Consider the following 20,063-nt stretch of genomic DNA (forward strand, 5'->3'; position numbering starts at 1 on the left):
GCGCTTGTGTGTGGATGCTCTTGAGTTGGCGCTTGTGTGTTAGCACGTGTGTGTGGACGCTGCGATTGTATTTTCTGCAATAGATTATGATTTCATTGGTCCAAAAACTCATTCTGCTGTATTTCATACACTAGATTTCTGCATATATGCTCCAAAAGGCCGCCAACGCAAAATTCTACTGTACAGAGTGCAGCAGATGCTATTTTTCGGGAGGTTTTGAAGGAATCTAGTGTATATAGTGCAATCGAAGCCAGCTCGTGGCTGAATCTCACAAGCAGAAATAGCTGCGTCACGCGGCCTTAGACCTCTACTTTCTCTGCTTGCTTCCATACACAATCTTCTTGATGCTGTCGGCTGACAGGCAGAATTGCTCCGCCAGCTCAGTTACGCTCAATCCGCTGGCATAATGCTCACGAATGGACTGGTTCCGGGCGCTTAAGTAGGATCTGCCGCCTGAATTCTCACCCCACCGCTTGTGCTGTCCCTCAGGCTTCGGGATATACAGCATCCCGCCCTGCATGTATTTCTGAATCTCCTGCAGCAGCTGCTGCGGCAATACCACATCTGCATTTACATATTTCATTACTTGCTCCGCTCCTCTTAAGTTATTTCAACTTATCAAGGCAGCAGAGTCTATCGGACAGGTGTTCACAGAGGAACTGGTGAATCGTTACAGCGGAGTATTGCTATCCGCTCTGCACATTAACCGCTGTGTGTGGGTCCATAGACTCTGCGCAGAGCTGAGCATTAATCTGCTCATGAAGTTTCCTCCCTCCAGTATAATACTTACATATAGCATACCGGACGCCACGGCCTTTGCGCAAATGCTGTTTACTCGTGACTTTTGACATTTCATCATAGATTTGTCCATAATACCAATAAATAAGGCAGAACCAATTGCCATTGTTAGTATTCTAGATGAGGCGACAGGGGAGATGAGGTCATAATCATGGATAAACAATTAATCGCAGCGGCGGAGCGCGGGGATACCGCTGAGGTGTTGCGGCTGCTGGAGGCCGGAGCGGATATTCAGGCGCAGGACGAAAGCGGCCGAACGGCGGTGGTCGCCGCGGCCTATGGCAACCATGCCGGGACGGTCGAGGCGCTTATTGCCCAAGGTGCCGATATCAACATTCGCGACAGTATGCTTAATAATGTGCTGCTATATGCCGGAGCATCCGGATATCTGAACATTGTGAAAATGGCGGTTGAGGCGGGAGCGGATACGACGCTGACCAACCGCTATGGCGGGACTGCGCTGATCCCCGCCGCAGATCGAGGGCATGTCGAGGTCGTCAAGTATCTGCTGGAGCATTCGGATGTCGACATCGACCATATCAACAATCTGGGGTGGACCGCGTTGCTGGAGGCCGTCATCCTCGGCGACGGCGGGGAGCGGCATCAGACAATCGTCAAGCTGCTGCTGACGCACGGAGCCGATCCAGCCATCGCCGACCGCGAGGGTGTCACACCGCTGGCGCATGCCCAGTCGCAGGGCTATACAGAAATGACCGCTATGCTGGAGACGGCAAGCCGCTCTTAAACAGCTGGAATAAAAAAGGGACCCCGCCAGCGTCCGGCGGGGCCAAAAGTTATATTAAAGGGGGGTATGTGAGTACTATACCCCCCTAAGCTTAAAATAAGATGAAGGGCAGGTAAAGATCTGCTGAAACCGGCCTAGATTTTGAATTTCTCTACCAGCTGCTGCATCTCTTTGGCGCTCTGCGTATTCTCATCGGCCATGGCGGCTTCATGAAGAGTCTTCTCCACAATCTCCGCCGTCTTCTCGGCGATATCCTGCACCCCGACCGCTCCCTCGTTCACGGTAGCCGCTACTTCATTGACAGCGATGGCGATGCTGGAGACGGTCTCGTTCAGGTGATCGGCTGCCGTCTCGAACTGATTCATCAGCTCATTAATCGTAACAGCATCATCGTTGTACTGCTGGCTGACCTCGGTCAGGCGCTCATAATCGCCCAGCACATTGCGGTCAATGAAGGTCAGCACGGCCTCGGAATGCCGGGTCATCTGCTCCACGGAGGCATAGACATTTTTGACCACCTCTTGAATGCCTGACGCCGTCTCGGAGGACTTCTCCGCGAGCTTGCGGATCTCCCCGGCCACTACGGCGAAGCCCCGGCCCGCCTCGCCGGCCCGCGCAGCTTCAATCGCCGCATTCAGCGCCAGAAGGTTGGTCTGGCTTGTAATGGAGAGGATCGTATCGGCCAATATATTGATCTCGTGGATCGCTCCTGACTCTTCAATAGCCTTCTGCATCTCACTGCGGACCGAGCTGTAGATCTGCTTCGCATTCCCGGTGGATGTCACTGCATCATGCTGAAGCTCCAGGGCCCGTTGCGTAATCTGGCCCGATACATCCGCGCCTTCTTTTACCTTAGCACTGATCATTCTGACATTGCTCAGGGTCTCGTGTATAGCCGCCGTCATCTCCTCGGTAGAAGCCGCCGTCTCCTCCATCCCAGCGGACAGCTCCTCTGTCGTGGCTGAATTATCATGCGCATTCTCTCTGACCTCGTTCGACAGCTTCTCCAGCGTCTCGGCATTATCCAGCACCTTGGAGGAGATCGCAATCAGACTGCCCGCCATCTCACGCAGCGCCGCGCGGGTACTGAACATGGCCTTGGCAATGGTTCCTGTCTCGTCTGTATTCTTAGTCAAATATTCATATTGATGATCATACTTGAGATCAAGCTCTGCCGTGCGGTTCACCAGCTCCGTGAGCTTGATGATCGGCGAGGAGATCCGGGTTGCCACCGTAGTCCCGATCAGCAGAGTAAGCAGCAGGCTTCCCAGGCCCAGCAGCAGAATGAAGTTCGTCATTTCGCTCACTGGCTGCAGTACCTCGTCCACATCTCCGGCCAGCACCAAGGTCCACTTCGTCTCCGGGAGCACGGTGAAAGCCGCTTTTTTCTTGGCTCCGTTGAAAGTGTATTCTACATTCCCGTCCGGTACCGTCTGCCCCGCCTTCACCTGCTCGACCACGGCTTTGATGGATTCGTTCTCCACTAGTGAACCTATCTTCTTCTCGTCGGGATGGTACAGCGTATTCCCCGTTTCATCCACCAGATAGGCATACGAGGAAGGGGCACCCGCCACCTTGGCATCGGCCAGATAGGTCACCAGACTGTCCGCCCTAACCGCCGAAGCGACGAACCCAATCATCTTCTCTCCGCTAATCACCGGATGGACAAAAGCCAGAATATAAGCCCCTGTTGACTTGGATTTCAGCGTCTCGCTGATTACAGGCACCCCGGTCTTCAAGACATTCTTCGTATAATTTCTATCGCTGAAGTTGGCGCCGACCAGCTTGGTATCGCTATCCGCCACCGCCGTTCCCTTCAGATCAACCACGAACATATGCTCCAGGTTGCCTGCATCCTTCACCAGCCTCTGAAGCTTCACATTCACTTGATTCTGCAGGGGATTCCCGCCGCTCCATCCGTTTTTACCAGCCTGCGCCAAAAGCTGCACAATCTCGTTGTCCCCGGCAACCAGCTGCATACTCCGCTTCTCTTTATCGATCATGGCAGCAATGGTCTGCGCTTTGTTGCTGCCCACCTGCGCCATGGAAGATTCGGTCAGATTCATGATGGTGCCCGTGGATTTGGTGTACGTAAAAATCCCCATTAATGCTGTAGAAATAAGTGTAACGACAATCATCATAACCGATAGCTTCATACGAATCTTCATCTTCTTCTACTTCCTTCCGCCCCGTTGTCTTTCCTTAGCCTTTAAACAACCAAAAAGATTGCTTTATTACAATAATTATCGGATTTTCCTCAAACGTAATGAATAATGGAATGTTGGATTTTCAGAAAAAATATCGATTTTTGTCGAAAGATAACATAATATATCTATTTTCTTACATAGTAAAAAAAACGCCCTCCTTAACAACCGCACTCAGCGGATGAGTAAGGAAAAGCGGGTTCGCATTCCGCCTATGAAGTTGGTATTCTACTACATGCCCGGGCTGTCCGGCGAAGCTGAGGCACCCGGCAGCACTGCTGCCGAACGGGCCTGCTGCAGGCGTCTGGCCCTGCTGCGGAGGAACATGCCGGAGCAGGCAGCCAGAATCTGCTGGAATAGCATCCCGGAGATTACAGGCAGGGCCACTGCCGGCGGAAAATACCGCACCGCCAGCACCGCTCCCGCACTGAGATTGCGCATACCGGAGTTGAACTGAACGGCTACAGCATTCGCATGATCATAGTGCAGGCGGCGCGAGACTACGGCTCCAATAACATAGCCGAGGGCAACAGTAACGAAGGTTACGGCAATGATCAGAGCAAGCTGGCCGTCCGGATGCTTCAGATACCGGGCAATGCTGGCCCCATTAATGGAGACCACGGTGAACAAGCCCACCTTGACAAACGGGGCCAGCGGAGGCCCGCAGACAGTGCTGATCTTGCCTTTAGTGAATTGATTCAGCAGCATCCCCGTTACGGAAGGCAGGACGACCATCCAGAGCAGGCCCCGCATCATCTCGCCGGCGTCCATCTGCACGCTTGCCCCCATCAGGAGATACAGCGTAGCTGGTACAATCAATGGCGACAGCAGCGTATCGATCAGGATCAGCGCCAGAGTCAGGGCGATATTCCCGCCATGCATCGATACCCAGACTACACTGACCACTCCGGTCGGAATGGCGAAGAGCAGCACATAACCGGTAACCGTATAAGGATCGCCTGGAAAAAACAGCATCGCTGCCAGCCAGCCGATCAGCGGCATTACTACATGCAGGATCAACAGCAGAAGAATCAGCTTCTGCGGCTTGACCAGCACGGCAAGCAGATCCCGGAAATTGGATTTCAGACTGCCGATCAGCGTCATACCCGCAAAAATCCAGGGCACCAGCCACGTTAACGGAAGCAGGGACGCCTCATTGACCACGCCAACTACGATGGCTGCGGGTGTTAGCAGCGGCATGATCCGCTCCAGCACCGTATTGGAAGATACTAATCCGCGTCTTACTGCACCAAGCATGTATTTCATCCCCCTATGTGAATGCCATTATACTCTGCTGCACTGAATATCTCTGCTGCAAGGTCCGGTAAGGGAGCTATACTCCTTGCGGGAACAAGGCGTCCAGCGCCGGGCAAGGCCGTTTCTCCAGATAGTCCGACAGCGGTGCCGGCATATTGCTGTACAAGTCCTTCAGTGACGTTCCGTTATAGATATTGCCGATAATGACCGGGTGGCACAGCTCGGAGATCAGAATGTCGCCGTTGCCGTGCAGATGAAGCTGCTTCATGCCTTCAATGCAGTGCGGGAAGTAGACACCCGGCTGCTCCTCGAAGCCCATCGCGTCCATGAACCGGTCCATACAAGTGAAGTAGAGAGTGGTATCCTCCGGCTTCCGTGCAATCAGCTCATTGACGGCATTCTTCAACTGCTCGCGGGCGGCAATCGCCTTCCAGCCGGTATGTCCCATGATAATACTGTTCTGGATTTCATGCGTTCTTACACCCATCGAATAGACATGCTCGCTGATTTCCTGCATATGGTCCTGCGTCTCATTGAACAGCAGTGTCTCCAGCACCACATTGACATTGGTTTTGGCGAACGTGGTGATGTTCTCTCTGATTTTGTGATAGACACTCGGATGAATATTATAATACCGAGAGAAGCCTTCAGCGGTGGTGAAATTAAAAGAAATATGAATCGTCGTCAGACCTGCGTCCACCAGCTGCCCGATCCGCTGCTCATTCAGCAGACTGCCGTTCGAGTTCAACTGGGTCTGAATGCCGCGCGAAGAGCAGTATGCCACAATCTCCACGCAATCCTGAAACTTCAGTGTAACCTCTCCGCCCGACAGGCGCACCCGCTTAAGATTAGGCAGCTCCTCCAAAATGCGGATGACCTCCTTACCGTCAAGGGTCTGGCCATCATTTCTATTATAAGCGCAGCAGTAATCACAGCGGAAATTACAGTTCGAGGTCACGCCGACTTCCAGCCCTTCCAGCTCATACGTCATCGGCTTATCCAGTTCCAGTGCTTTATATTTCGTACTCATCTTCTATAGTCCTCCTTGGATGTGCAAACATTCGCAATAAGTTAACTATAGAATTATACAGGTAAGCCCGCGAGGTTAATGTGACATTTGATATTTGATCTTTGCAAAAAGACTGCTGCACGGTTATAGGCTCACCATACAGCAGTCTTCATTAAGATAGATGTACCTGCTACAGCTCGATAGCTTCTCCCATCCGGTTCAGCACCGGCTGGCCGATGATCCCCAGACGCCAGATCGCAATCCCCTTCAGGCCGTACCGCTTAGCCAGGCCGATTTTGGCATTGACGGAGGCTTCGTTCTCACTGTAGACCGAAATCCCGAGAATCAGCTTCTCCTTGCTGACCTGATCAAGCGCCAGCCGGATGCTCTCATCGACCTTATTCATGGGCTCCGGCCCGGTCTCTCCTTCATAGGCGTAAGCCATAATGACCAGATCATCCGCAAGTGTCCCCAGCGTCTTGTAATCATACCCCTTGTAGGAGCTGTTCAGCGGATGCAGAATGACGGTCAGCTTGAGGCTGGCGGCGCGGGCGGCTGTGGAGAGCTTTTGGACAAAAGCGTTATATTGGCTCTGCACCAGCGCCTTATCCCCCGTCAGTCCCAGGCCTTCAAGATCCAGTCCGATGCCCTTGAAGCCCTTCTGCGAGGCCAATTCAACAATACTGGCGATCGTCTGCTGCTGAAGCTGCGGGTCCTCCAGATTCTTGCTCAGCTCCAGTGACGAGTCACTGGAATAGATCATCAGGTAGGGAGCGGTCCCTCCCGCCGCCGCATTCTGCACAATCGATTCCGGCGTAACCTCGCCTGCCGCCTCCGGCCACCAGAAATCCTTGCCGGTGGTGGTGAACTGGCCGTCTTTGTCAATCCGCGCCCAGCCAAAAGCAACCGCATCGAAGCTTGGAATAAGCGAGACCTCACTGTAGGCCTTCTGTGCGTAGAAGCCCAAGGTGTACATGTCCCGTTTCGGGGAGGTAATGGATACGGTCTTGGATGCCTGATCCCAGGAGGCTGCCGCTCCGAACTGCTGGCTGAAGAATTTGAGCGGCAGCATTGTCGTTCCGCGGATATCCTGCGGCGCTGCCGCAAGCTTCACTACCGTCCCGTTCACGACGGCATTTTTGCTGCCGAGGGTCAGGACCACTACGGTTGGAGCGGTGCCAGCTGCGTCCTTCCGGGTGGCCGTGATTTTGCGGGCCTTCTGATTCCATTCCACCTGAATTCCCAGGGCTTCAGAGATGGCGCGGAAGGGCACCATGGTCGTTCCGTTCATCATCACCGGCTCCACCGGGAACGGCAGCGGATATCCGTCCAGCATGATACTGACACCCGCAGGTGCAGCATGGACCTCGCTTGCCGGAAGTGCCGAGAGGCTGCCGAGTGAGATCGCTGCGCATAATACTATTTTGGCTAAATGCTTCATATAAGTAAGTTCCCCATTCTCTTAAATAGATTGTGAATCTCTCAACCTTACATCCCCTACTATTCTAGCAAACTAGATAAATATAGCAAATGAAGAGATTGTAACCATTGCAGATTCACCCGTCCGGGGTTCCCTTAACACCTATATGAACACGCTCAAAAAGACACCAACCGCCCGTTCAGCATCCACCTCTACAGCCACTTCGATGAATTCGCCTTCTTTGGGCTGTGCCCGCAAGTCTGCTACGACCATACCGGAGGTGAACGCCCCCTGATGCTCTACACGGACCTTCATCCGGCGGCAGGTTACCAGATCCGGCTGCAAGGCAGCCATCAGGGCCAGCGGATCATGCAGCGGAGCGCTGTTAATCAGATAGTTCGCCTCGCGGTAAAATTTAAAATAATACGCAAGCGACTCTTCCATAAACTCGATGACCGCCTTATTCTCTTCCCGTCCATGCCGCTTCAGCAGCTCCACATGCTCAGAAGTGATCCGCGTCTGCAGCGTCACATCCAGCCCGATCATCATTACAGGCAGCCCTGAGGTGAATACACGGTCAGCCGCTTCCGGGTCGCCCCACAGATTGGCCTCAGCCACCGGTGTGACATTACCCGGCTTATATACCGTACCGCCCATAACCACTACCTTCTTCAGCTTGGAGGTCAGCTGCGGGTCCAGATCCAGTGCCAGCGACAGGTTCGTCAGCAGTCCGAGCGTCACCAATACCAGCTCTCCCGGATTCGTATCCGCCATCCGCACGATGAACTCTGCTGCCGTCTCTTGAACCGGCAACTGCCGGGAGGGAGGCAGCTGGACGCCGCCAATGCCGTTCTCCCCGTGAACATGGGTGGAGAAGCCGGTTAGCTCGCGTACCAGCGCCCGGGAAGCGCCCAGCGCTACCGGGATTTCATAGCCCGGAGCCGCAAGCTCAAGCAGCCGCAGCGTGTTATCCGCCGCCTGCTGCACATCAATGTTGCCGAACACCGTCGTAATACCCTCAACCACAACATCCGGTGCCCGGAGCGCATACAATATGGCCAGTGCGTCGTCTATTCCTGTGTCACAATCGATGATGATTCTAGTTGTGCTGGTGCTCATCTCTATCTCTCCCACTCTCTATATTTACTTTGCTCTCTCGGCTTAGTCGCACTGCCCATCTTAACATGGGGTTAGCTGCTGCTCAATATGGTTTCCACACAACAAAGAATCCGCCAGCTTCATAAGCCAACGGATTCTTTATTAAGCCTTAATTCTTCACGTAAGCCGCCGCAGCCTTGACGAACCGCTCCAGCGCTTCAGCCAGCAGGGAGCGCGGGCAGGCGAGATTGATCCGCAGATGACCCTGGCCTTCCGCACCGAACACAGACCCTTCGTTGAACGCTACCTTAGCCTCGCGGTACATCAGCTGCTTGAGCCCGTCCGCATCGAGTCCGAGCGCCTGGCAGTCGATCCACAGCAGATAGGTGGCTTCCGGGTTCATAGGCTTCACCTGCGGAAGATGCTCGGCAAGGTAAGAGATGGCGTAGTCAGCATTGCCGCTAATATGCAGGATCACCTCATCCAGCCATTCTCCGCCCTCGTTATACGCCGCTTCCACAGCCTCCGGCGAGAAGAACGCCGACATATGCAGGCTGAGCGTCTTAATCTTATAGTCGAACTTCCGTTTCAGCTCCGGGTTGGAGGTGACGATGTAGGAGGTCTGCAGCCCCGGCAGATTGAAGGTTTTGGTAGCCGCCAGTGTGGTCAGCGTGATGTCTGACAGCTCTGGGGACAGGGAAGCGAACGGGATATACTTGTGCCCGGGCATGATCATGTCGCAGTGGATATCGTCCGAGATCACCGTTACCCCGTACCGCAGGCATAGGTCGCCCAGACGCAGCAATTCCTCCCGTTCCCACACTCTGCCGCCCGGATTATGCGGGTTGCACAGCAGCAGCAGCTTGGCGCCGCCGGCCATCAGCTCTTCCAGCTGGGCGTAATCCATGACATAACGGCCTGCTTCCAGCTTCAGCGGATTTACCGCCACCTTGCGGTCATTCATCCGGATCACATCATAGAAAGGATAGTAGACCGGCGATTGCAGAATCACCTGATCTCCCGGCTGGCTGAACAGCTCCACAGAGAGGCTGAGTGAGGTTACAATTCCCGGAGAATCCGAGATCCACTCCTCCTGAATCTCCCAGTCATGGCGTCTGCGGTACCAGCCGGCAATCGCCTTTTTGTAAGAGTCGCCCGTCACGCTATAGCCGTATATTCCAGCCTGCACGCGGCGCAGAATCGCTTCCTGTACCGCAGGAGGGCTTGCAAAGTCCATATCTGCTACCCACAGCGGAAGAATCTCCTTGTCTCCGAACAGCTTCTCGGACTGGTCCCATTTGTAGGAACGGGTATTGCGGCGGTCAATGATACGGTTAAAATCATACTTCAACTAAAATCACCCATCCTTTCTGCTTGTCCGTACATTGTACCATGGGCAGAGGAGATCCGGCATCCTGATTCCATCCGCCAGCCTGCTTCAGCTTCCCTGGCGCAGCCGCTCCAGAGACTGGCTCAGCCGGACCTCCTCAAGCGGCTTCAGCACATAATCCACAATATCCTGGTCGAAGGCCCACAGGGCATGCTGCTTCGTTTCTGTGACCACCACAATCTGAATATCCGGCAGCTTTTTCTTCACCAGCTCAGCTACGACGACTCCTTGGTGGCGGGGCAGCTGAAGATCCAGAAACAGTACATCGGGCTGCAGCAGAACAATCCGGTCCACAACATTCTCGTGATAAGCAGACATGCCGATCACATTCACCTTGCCTGTATGCTGAAGCATCGATGACAGCTTATAGAGATCCTTCTGATTCACATCCAGCAAATAGGCCTTAATCACCCGGGTTCCTCCTCCTTCCATACGGTGAATTGCGGTTATAGAGCAGCCCATACATTCTATATTCAAGTGGAAACGGCTTTGCCGTCCTTGTAAAGGACGGTACCGTTTCAGCGAGAAATAGAAGGATAAATTATTGTGTGAAACATATAATTTCTTATATTTTTAAAAAAATTGCTGTCCCCGCGTTTTCAACGAAACGCCTGAGGACAGCCATAGTCGGTATTATATTGCAGCCATAAGTATAAGCTGCTTCTGGTAATGCTTCTAGTTAAAGGAAGCCGGCAACAGGCTGCGCAGATCCTCCGTATTCACAATCAAATGAATGTTAGTCATCGTCCGCAGGGAACCGGAGATGATACCGGCCAGCTCGCCGTGCGTATCGAGCAGAGGACCCCCGGACATTCCGCTTGCCACCTGGGCCGAGGTTAGAATCCGGCTTCTGCCGTTAATGTCGGCTGCCGGAGTGTTGACAATCCCCTCCGTGATGATCGCTGTATTCTTGAGCGGATAGCCCAGAGCATACACCGCTTCACCATGTCTCAGCTTGTCCCCCCGCAACGGCAGAAAAGCATAGGCATTATCCTTTTGCTTCATCGCAGCGGGACTTGGCAGTTCAAGAATGGCCACATCCTTCAGCTCGTCGGACTTCGTTACTTTAATCGGACTGATCACCGTTCCGTCCGCCATGATCCCTTCGATGCGCTGTGCGTTTTTGACCACATGATACGCCGTTGCTGCAGTACCGGCCGGAGACAGGATCACTCCTGTTCCGGTGGAGCTTGCAGTACCGTCGCTTTTCAGCACCCGCAGATAAAAGATCGCCTTACTCGCTATTCCATAGCTTTGTTCAGCGTTGTAAGCCTCAGGTGTATCCGCACTGGTGGTGCCCGAATAGAAGAGTATCGCCGAGATCAATGAGAGGATCAGGCTTACGGCAAGCAGCTTTGTTTTCATCCGCCGATCTCCTTCACTTATGAATTTCTGTTATTTCACAACCGACATGATGTCTTTATAAGCCCAGTGGGTAGCCGGAAGATCCTTGAATTGTACAGCCGTTACCGTCAGCTTCTTCGTGCCGGCAATCCGGTTAATCAGCACTACGGCCTGCGCACGGGTAATCGGTGTTCCCGGCTTGAAGGTTCCGTCAGGGAAGCCTTGCACATAACCTGCCTGCGATAGGGCATTGACATATTTTTCTGCCCAGTGTCCCTTCAGATCCTTCTGCTTCGTTACGCCTGTCTCAGTTACATCAAGCTTCAGCACAGTTGTCATGATTTTGGAGAACTCGGCTCTGGTTAAGCTCTTCGTTCCGCCGAATCCGCCATCTGGGAAGCCCTCAATAATGCCGGCCGATGCGAAGAATCCAGTCAGTCTTTCATTCTCGGCATTGACATCATTGAACAGATTGCCTACATTCACTTCTTCCATGTCAAGCAGCGGTGCAAGAGACTGGATCAGCTCATACCGGGTGATGGCTGCGTTCGGCATGAACAGACCGTTCGGATAGGCTGCCATATACTTGATCTCACCGCTGTTACTCTTCAGGTTGTACTTCGCATTCTCCACCGCATACTCGATGGTAATGACTTTATCGTCTTTGTCCGTAATCGCTTTGACCGTCATGCTCTTGGTAATCAGCAGCTCACCGGTGTACTTCGTGCTCTTGGCAGTCGGAATACTGCCGTCCGTTGTGTAATAGATCGTCTGCCCTTCTGGAGCCTTCAGCTCCAGCTTGCTGTTCTTAGCGATCTTGACCGGAGCTTCACTGTCGCCATTTACCGTTGTTGTGCCAGCCACCGCTGTGATCGACGGAGCTGCCGGTGCTGGTGTCGGGCTTGGAAGCGGAGCTATTGGACCGCCACCACCACCGCCTCCGCCGCCATTGCCCGTACCAGGGTTTGGATTAGGGCTCGGATTAGGGACTACAAGCGTCCAGGTCCAGGCTGCAACCGGGCTGTACTCTTTGCCGGGTACAATCGTAATGGCTCTAACCGTTGTTGTGCTCTTAAAATCGATAGGTCCGCTGTACACCTGGGAGGTCTCTGTAGGTGTTGTACCGTCCAGTGTATAGTAGATGCTTCCTCCCTGCTCGCCTGTTGCCAGCTCCACCTTCACTTCAGTAGTGAAATTCTTATCTGCAGGAGTTGCAGTTGGTGCAACTGCTGCGCTCGGGTACTGGAATGCAGCTGTATTAATAGCAATACTTCTGCTCTGTCCTCCAGCGGTTGCCTTCAGCACTGCACTGCCACCTGATATCAGGCTGCCGGTTGTACCGTTCACTACAGCCTTGGACGGATCAGCGCTCCAGGAGAGTGCTCCGCCGCTGCTCATGTGGAATGCCGAACCCACGCGGTTAATCAGATCCTGCGGGTTCAGGATAACAGCGGCTGAAGCCAGAGTCCCTTCATTTGTTCCGTTAAAGGCCTGAGGCAGCGGATAGAATGTGTTCTGGGCTGTCCAGATTCCGGCATCCAGGCCTGCCGGCAGATTCGCGCCAGTAAGCTCTGCACCCGGCAGCCCCATGGCACTGCTGGTATTGCCGGACACTGCCTGGCCATTCAGATTGTAGTACGCAATATTATTCTTCAGCATTTGTCTGTTGAACAAGGAGCCGCTGATCGTGGCCTTGTCCGATTTCTGTCCGGCAATCCCGCCGAAGAAGGCTTGCAGCGGTTGAATCTTGCCCTTCACTCCAGCCTTCACTTCTCCGGTGTTCAGGGAAGTAATAATCGATCCGCTCTCTGCCAGACCGGCAATACCGCCAGCCCATGCAGTAGACATGCCTTCGGCGAGGACCGTGGCGGCAGAGTAGCTGTTCTTGATCTCTCCCGCATTCAGACCGCTGATCCCGCCGGCGATCGCCTGAGCTGAAGCTACACGGATATCGCCATAGGCCATTGACTCAGTGATCGTGCCTTCCGCACTGTTCTCACCGGCAATTCCGCCTGCGGCCAGTACAGATGATACATCAATGTTGCCCTTCGATACAGCCTGGTGAATCACACCAGCGTTGCTTCCGGCAATGCCGCCAATCCGGCCTGCTCCGGCAAGCTTCACTCCTTCATTCGTGACCTTCTCCAGAGTGCCCTGATTCACACCAGCTGCCCCGCCTGCGGCAGCACTGGCAGCCACGGAACCGCTGACCTTCACATTCTGGATGACTGCACCCTTATGGTTGATCCCGGCAGCAATACCTGCATTCACTGCACCGGAGAGTTCTGCTCCGGTAAAGTTCACATTCAGGAGCTGTCCACGGTTATCCTTGATGAATCCGGCTGTCTGCTGGCCGGAGGCTTTCAGTGAAAGTCCGCTTAACGTATGGCCTTGACCGTCGAACACGCCGGTGAAGCTGTCGAATGCCGTCCAGTAGCGTCCGGCAAGATCGATATCCGCTCCAAGCAGGATCGTTGCCAGCTCCGGCTTGTTCTCAGCCGTTCTATTGAACAGCTTGTAATAATTCAGTCCTGTCTCGTTATAGAACATGACTGCCCCTGCGAGCTGCAGCGGAGTCTGCACTGTAATGGCCCCATCCATCAGGTCGTTCAGGAAGGTAGTATCATAGTCGATACTCCAGAGTCCTGAAGTCAGCGGATCAACTGCTGCTGTACTTACGGCAGCTGCGGCTGCACCCGAATTACGGCCTACAGCATCCAGTGTGCCTGTATAGGATGAGCTAAGAATTTTGCCGTCCCGGAAGTTGTAGCCGACCAGTGCGCCTTTGGAGACATTGTCCCCTGCAACTGTAACGCTAATCTGCGGCACATTCGCGTACACACTAGTAAGCGTTCCATCATTATATCCGGCGAAGCCGCCATTATAGGAACGGGTCGAGGACTTCACCCCGACAGTAGAAATCTTGCTCTGTAAAGCGTAAGACTTGCTGATGCTGCCGCTTCTCTCCACGGATGCGGCGAAGCCGCCGCTGCGTGTGTCGAAGCCGGTATTGCTGATGTCTCCGGAGGCATAGGAATCCGTGATCGAATAATGATCTACAGAGCCGGCGAATCCGCCGACATAGGAGCCTAATCTGCCGCTGACATTCAGCTTGCCTGTGGCATAGGAATTCTTGATTGCTCCCGCAGTAGTACCGTTCTCACCCAAGAGTCCGGCAAAACCGCCTGCATACATCGTATTATCCTGATTGGTATCTGTAATCACTACCGGAATATCCGTATGGGTATTCGTAATCAGGACATGATCAGCCATACCGATCACTCCGCCAACGCGTGTATTCGGTACTGATTCACCCAGAGTAACTGCTGATCCGACGTTGATGGACTGTCCTGAGCCGGAGATGACTTTACTGTAATGAATCTCTCCGCCGTCTCCCCAGCCGACAAGTCCGCCGGCATTGATTACTCTGCTGTTATCCGTGTTCACACCGCTTCTGACAATGGTATCTACAATGATACCGTTGCTGTATCCGGCTACTCCGCCTGCACTCACGGTATTACCGCCGGTTACCTTGAGACCGGAGGCAACTTCGGAGCTATAGATGGAGGCATCCGTATTCTTGCCGGTCAGACCGCCCGCATAGAGATCTGCACGATGATCTGTTCCGGTGACTGTGATCTGGCCATCATGAACCTTCGCAATGTAAATCCCCTTATACAGCGGATATGCCTTGCCAAAGTCAAAGCCTTGATCGATATCGTCCGCTGAGATCGTTCCGGCGATTCCGCCGACCGCGACCTCACCGCTCTTCGCCGCCGCCTGAAGCTCAGGTGACGAATCTGCATTATAGATGATGGAGTTATCACTCTCTCCCACAATACCTCCGGCAGTGATCACTTCACCGGCTGCCTGCAACGAAGCCTTGAACTTGGCGTCATTGATCGCCGTCCGGGAAGCCGATCCGGCAATCCCGCCGAGCACAGCCTTCAAGCTGTCGCCTGTTGTAGCCAGCTTCACGCCTGATACTGCTGCATGTTCAATATCGAAGCTGCTGCCGTTATCCAACGAACGGGCCAGCATTCCGCCGAGTCTGCCTTCCTTCACGCCCACAACACCGCCAGCCGTACCATTAGCTGTCAGCTGTATGCCGCTTCCGGAGCCGGTTACGATTACATTGCGGATGCTGTTCCCTTGATCGGATTGACCGATCATACCGCCAAGGATGGAGCCAAGCCCCCGCGCTTCCAGGGTTCCGTCTGCAAAGCTCACGGTCAGCCCTTCAGCTTGACCCGTCTGGTAATGTCCAACCAGTCCGCCAACCGTGGCTTCCATTCCTGTTGAAGAGATCCGGTATCTTGGGTTCACTTCAAGGGCCAGGCCTGTCACATTACCATTCTGAACCCCGATAACTCCGCCGATAACGGCATGGTCAGCAGCGCTGCCGATGCTGCCGTCCTTATCGTGAATAACATAAGTGTCAGCTGTAATATCCGCTGTGTTGTCGCCGATCAGACCGCCGGCGATACCGCCTTCAGCTACCGTCTCAATCCGGCTTCCGCCGTCCAGCGTAAGCTGCAGACCGGCAACACTGCCTGAGTTCTGGCCGATGATGCCGCCAACAATACTGCCGCTGACCTTCACGCCGCCAAGCAGCTTAAGGTCGACATTCTTGACTGTACCCAGATTCGTCCCGGCCAGTACGCCGGTGTAGCCGTTGCCGCCAACCGCGATCGGCTCAAGGTTCATGTTCTGCACTGTAGCATTCGCTCCAATGATTCCGAACAGCCCGGAATGCGTGTATACCGGCTGCAGGGTCAGGCCGTCGATTAGCAGGCTTTTCCCGTCGAACATTCCTTCAAACGGACTAGCCTCCTTGTCGCCGATAGGCACCCACTGCTTGGATTGGATATGGATCGGATTCATCACGGTCACGGTTCTGTCCTTAAAGCCGAATTGCTCCACACCGGCAATCGTGCCATTGACAATTCCCGCAAGACCGGCAAGCTCAGCCTCCGAGGTGATCTCGAAGCCGATTGCATCCTTATCCTTCGTGTACCAGTTGATATTGGCATTCACGTTGTTGCCGTCGTCTCCGCCGCCGCTATTGGCAGTGCGGTTGACTTCAGGATAGCGGTATGCCGCGCTGAGCGAGCCGTATTTCCAGGCTCCCTCGAAATCCCAGCCCGACAAGCCCGGGAATACCGTTCTGTCCTTCAGTGTCTCCGACAGAATGGTGGTCAGCCGGACATGCACATTCAGCCAGCGGTGATTGCCCTCTGCGAAATCAGGCAGATCGCGGTTGATATTCAGTCCTTCATCTTTAATATAGTAGGATTTATAGAGCAGTTCTTTACTTGCATTATCGTAACGTCCGGCGAAGCCGCCGGCATAAGCGGTCTTTTTCTCCGCTACATTAACCTCTGCTGCTGAGTAGACGTTGCTTATTTTACCGTTTGTAATTCTGCCAACGAAGCCGCCGGCGTAAGAATTGTCGTTCGCAGCGTTAACACTTTTCGCTACATAGGAATTCTTGACCGTTCCGCCGGACAGCTCTCCGATCAGACCGCCGACAATAGTATAGACTTTGTTCGCTGTAACCTTGGAAGCGGAGTAGGATTGCTCCACCGTACCGGCTGTATTTCTGCCGATCAGTCCGCCCAGGTAGACCGAACCGCTTGATGTTCCTTGGGCATTGCCCGTCACATCAATATCTACATAAGAGCCAATGACTGCACCGGCATTGCTTCCTACTAATCCTCCGGCATGTGTGCCTGTCCCTTCAATGGTCAGGTTCGCATTGGAATACGTGTAGTAGAGTGTTCCTGATGCCGTATTCACACCGGCCAGACCGCCGATGATGGAGGAATTGCCTCTTGAGATCACCGAGATTTTATCGGTAATACTGTTGTTGGCAATCAACGAGCGGTTCTCACCGACCATACCGCCCACAATGGCATTTGAGGAGGTAGCTGAGACCGTACCCAGTGTACGGGTATTCTGAATCGTGCTGACCGAGGTTGCAGGACTCAGCACCGGATCAATACTCTGGGCCGCATTGAGGCCCACAATGCCCCCGACATATGAGGACACTGCACCGTCGTTAGCCTTCAGATTCAGACCGCTGATGTAAGTGCCCGTAATAATGCCCGAAGCGCTGCCGTGATTATATCCGGCCACCCCGCCTGCAGTAGCGCGTGGCGCGTTAAGCGTCAGACTAATCGCTGATCCTACCAGACGGTCCAGCCTGGAGGACTCATTGTAGCCTACAATCCCGCCAACATAGGCATCCGTAGCCGCTGGTCCTGCCAGAATGAGCATATTCTCTACATTGACGACTTTGCTGTCACTGCTGATGGTACTGTTCGTAAGGGTACCTGCCAGGCCGCCGACTGAAGGCTTCGCAGCCTGCGCCTGGATGAGCATCAAGGCGCCATCTTCAGCGTTCACTTCCGGCGTTGTAATATCTGTTGTTGTAGCTGCTCCAACGATCGCCCCCGCTTTGGCATCCGCCGCTGTCAGCGTAATCATCGGTTCAGCACCGGGAACATTCAGCACCGCGGATGTAATTCCTGCACGTGCTTCAGGAGTCTCTGTCCCCGCCGAATATCCGGTGATCCCGCCAGCTACAGCGCGTACACCTTTTGCTTGAATAGACAACTGAGTCACTGTAGCGTTAACCAGCTGTCCGGCATTGAAGCCGGTATTCCCGCCGAGCTGGTTATCCGCACCGCTTGCAGTGATAACTACATTCTCCGCATGATTGAACGGAGCGGCTGCGGCCGAATGGTTCTCGCCGAACATACCGCCGGCTTTTACCGAAGCGCCTGTAGCCTTAATCTCAATCCGATTCGTGTGCCCGTTGAACTGGGCAGCCGAGTTATGCCCTGCGCCGCCGCCGAAGCTTACCTTGTCGGCCTTCAGCTCTGTAACAATATCCTGAACATCCACAGGCACAGCAGCAGACCCGACTACCGCATCAGCGTTCAGCTTACCTGCTGCGCCGCCGATGATATACCCGCTTCTTCCCGCTTCATTCAGGAAGCTGATCCGCGAGGCCTTACTGCCGGTCAGCGTCAGCGGCTTGGTGTTCACGCCCACGAGTCCGCCGAACGTGATATTGTCCTGCCCGTCTGCCGCATCCGCTACCACAGCTTGAAGCACCAAAGTGCTGTAGTCTGCCGATTCAGCATCTCCGGCAGTAACTCCATTAACCGTTCCTTGTGCGTTACCAGCGATCCCACCGGCAACTCCGCCAGCGGAAGTCACCTGAAGCGTTGCATATTTAATAGAAGAATTACTCAAGGTTCCTTCCAGATAGCCAACGATTCCGCCGATGGTACCATCGGAAGTGATAGCCAGATGCTCTCCCTCCGTCTTACCGGTTACCGACGATGCAATGGTTCCGCCGATTTCGTAACCCACGATACCGCCGGTATATACATCCGCCGTACCTTTAACCTTCAGTTCGCCTGAGGAAGAAGTCTGGGTGATATTCCCGCCTACATCGTAACCGGCAATTCCGCCTGTGTAGACTCCTTTACCGCCGTTAACTGAGATCAGCTTTCTATTCTCGAATACTCCTGCCGTAGCGTTGCTGGTAACCAAGCCGCCTGCGGCATATCCGACGAATCCGCCGGTAGCTACATTCTCTGCGCCTGTTGCTGTAATCTGCTGAGTATTCGCATAAGGATGCGTCCAGGTGAATTTGCTGCCGGTATATCCGGCAATCCCGCCTGTATATACGTTCTTGCCGCCGTTATTGGTAACCGGCGCTGTATTTACAAAGGTAATGGAAGCCGCTTCGCTTGCTACCGTACCTGTTGCACCTACCAGCGCCCCGGCTGCCGAATTCACTGCCGCTGCTGCATTCACGGTAATTGCACCATTATTGGTAGTCATGTTGGAGAAGACGACGGTGTTGTCTACTTTACCGGCAATCCCGCCTGCTGCAACCTGATTCCCTCCGGCGATGGTAACCGCCGCCGTATTGATGATTGGAGTATCTTCATCATTTAGACGAAGCGGTCCTGTAGTATGACCTGCGATTCCGCCTGCGGTAAGCACGGAACTATCCGTCCCTTGGGCAAGAATGGCTCCATTGTTGACTACTTTTTTGATGATAATGCCTCTGGAATCGCCATAGCCCATAATTCCGCCAACATCGGCTGAACCATACGCTGTAACCGTCCCGTTATTGATAGAGTTCGAGATCATCCCTTCGCCAATCCCTACAATGCCGCCCGTGTAAGAGTGGTAAGGAGAAGCGTCCGAAGTGATATTGATCTGGTTAGTAATGTCAAATACAATGCTGCTGCCGCTCATTTTACCTACAGCGGAGCCAGCATACACATCATAGGTTACTCCGGTAACAGAGATGGTGCCTGTTTCAAAAATCAGGCCGCCTACTGTACCGCCTGCCATGTTCCCTACCAGACCCTGATAAGAACGGTTTGCTACTACATTCAACCCGTTAATCTTCTTCATTAACCCGTTCTCGGTAATCAAGGTTCCCCGGAATGGATGCTCAGCGGTACCGATGGGCACCCACTGGTAAGCAGAGAGATTCAGGTTGTCCGTAATCTCCAGAATTTTACCGCTTAGACCGTTTACGGTGCCTTCATTGACGAGCTTGGCAACACCTGCCAGCTCTTCAGCATTCTTAATTTTGAAGGTATCATTCGTTGGCACATACCACCTGGTATCGGCCGCGCTGTCCCAGGTCTGCGGATCAGCCTTGGCCATGATGCCTCCGGCAACTGCGGCAACGACTACTACCGCCAGTGCTAATAGATAACCTATCCATGATCTTCGCTTCAAAGCCATATTGACACCACCTG

At 53.8% G+C, this 20,063-nt stretch carries 11 protein-coding genes; 1 reads left to right on the top strand and 10 read right to left on the bottom strand.

Features of this window, described 5'->3' with window-relative positions; genetic code table 11:
- Positions 1 to 307: 307 nt before the first annotated feature.
- Positions 308 to 583: a CD3324 family protein gene (locus MHH78_RS25430; protein ID WP_036725355.1), complete on the bottom strand. Its 276-nt coding sequence runs from the start codon at positions 581 to 583 to the stop codon at positions 308 to 310.
- 366 nt (positions 584 to 949) lie between these two features.
- Here MHH78_RS25430 and MHH78_RS25435 point away from each other — a divergent pair, with 366 nt between their 5' ends.
- Positions 950 to 1,543, top strand: a complete 594-nt coding sequence (locus tag MHH78_RS25435; RefSeq protein ID WP_341169229.1) for an ankyrin repeat domain-containing protein — start codon at positions 950 to 952, stop codon at positions 1,541 to 1,543.
- Between the two features lie 134 nt (positions 1,544 to 1,677).
- On the opposite strand, the gene MHH78_RS25440 is transcribed toward MHH78_RS25435, so the two are convergent.
- The 9 genes from MHH78_RS25440 to MHH78_RS25480 all read right to left on the bottom strand — a co-directional run bounded on the left by MHH78_RS25440 (position 1,678) and on the right by MHH78_RS25480 (position 20,049).
- Positions 1,678 to 3,711, bottom strand: a complete 2,034-nt coding sequence (locus MHH78_RS25440) for a methyl-accepting chemotaxis protein (protein ID WP_341169230.1) — start codon at positions 3,709 to 3,711, stop codon at positions 1,678 to 1,680.
- A gap of 267 nt (positions 3,712 to 3,978) precedes the next feature.
- Positions 3,979 to 5,004 carry a bile acid:sodium symporter family protein gene (locus MHH78_RS25445; RefSeq protein WP_341169231.1) on the bottom strand — a complete coding sequence of 342 codons (1,026 nt, stop codon included), beginning with the start codon at positions 5,002 to 5,004 and terminating at the stop codon, positions 3,979 to 3,981.
- Positions 5,005 to 5,080: 76 nt separating this feature from the next.
- Complete coding sequence (locus MHH78_RS25450) at positions 5,081 to 6,034, bottom strand: radical SAM protein (RefSeq protein ID WP_341169232.1); 954 nt, start codon at positions 6,032 to 6,034, stop codon at positions 5,081 to 5,083.
- Positions 6,035 to 6,203: 169 nt separating this feature from the next.
- Entirely contained in the window at positions 6,204 to 7,454 is a 1,251-nt protein-coding gene (locus MHH78_RS25455; protein WP_341169233.1) for a stalk domain-containing protein, read from the bottom strand.
- Between the two features lie 141 nt (positions 7,455 to 7,595).
- Positions 7,596 to 8,552 carry a nucleoside hydrolase gene (locus MHH78_RS25460; RefSeq protein ID WP_341169234.1) on the bottom strand — a complete coding sequence of 319 codons (957 nt, stop codon included), beginning with the start codon at positions 8,550 to 8,552 and terminating at the stop codon, positions 7,596 to 7,598.
- Between the two features lie 148 nt (positions 8,553 to 8,700).
- A complete protein-coding gene (locus MHH78_RS25465; protein WP_341169235.1) occupies positions 8,701 to 9,882 on the bottom strand; it encodes a MalY/PatB family protein in 1,182 nt (393 codons plus the stop codon).
- Positions 9,883 to 9,969: 87 nt separating this feature from the next.
- Complete coding sequence (locus MHH78_RS25470; protein ID WP_341169236.1) at positions 9,970 to 10,332, bottom strand: LytR/AlgR family response regulator transcription factor; 363 nt, start codon at positions 10,330 to 10,332, stop codon at positions 9,970 to 9,972.
- A 264-nt stretch (positions 10,333 to 10,596) separates the two neighbouring features.
- On the bottom strand, positions 10,597 to 11,286 hold the full coding sequence (locus tag MHH78_RS25475) for a S1 family peptidase (RefSeq protein WP_076078273.1): 690 nt from the start codon (positions 11,284 to 11,286) through the stop codon (positions 10,597 to 10,599).
- 30 nt (positions 11,287 to 11,316) lie between these two features.
- Entirely contained in the window at positions 11,317 to 20,049 is an 8,733-nt protein-coding gene (locus tag MHH78_RS25480; protein ID WP_341169237.1) for a chitobiase/beta-hexosaminidase C-terminal domain-containing protein, read from the bottom strand.
- Positions 20,050 to 20,063 lie beyond the last annotated feature (14 nt).

The organism is Paenibacillus sp. FSL H3-0333, assembly GCF_038002805.1.
Classification (GTDB): Bacteria; Bacillota; Bacilli; order Paenibacillales; family Paenibacillaceae; genus Paenibacillus_AQ; species Paenibacillus_AQ silagei.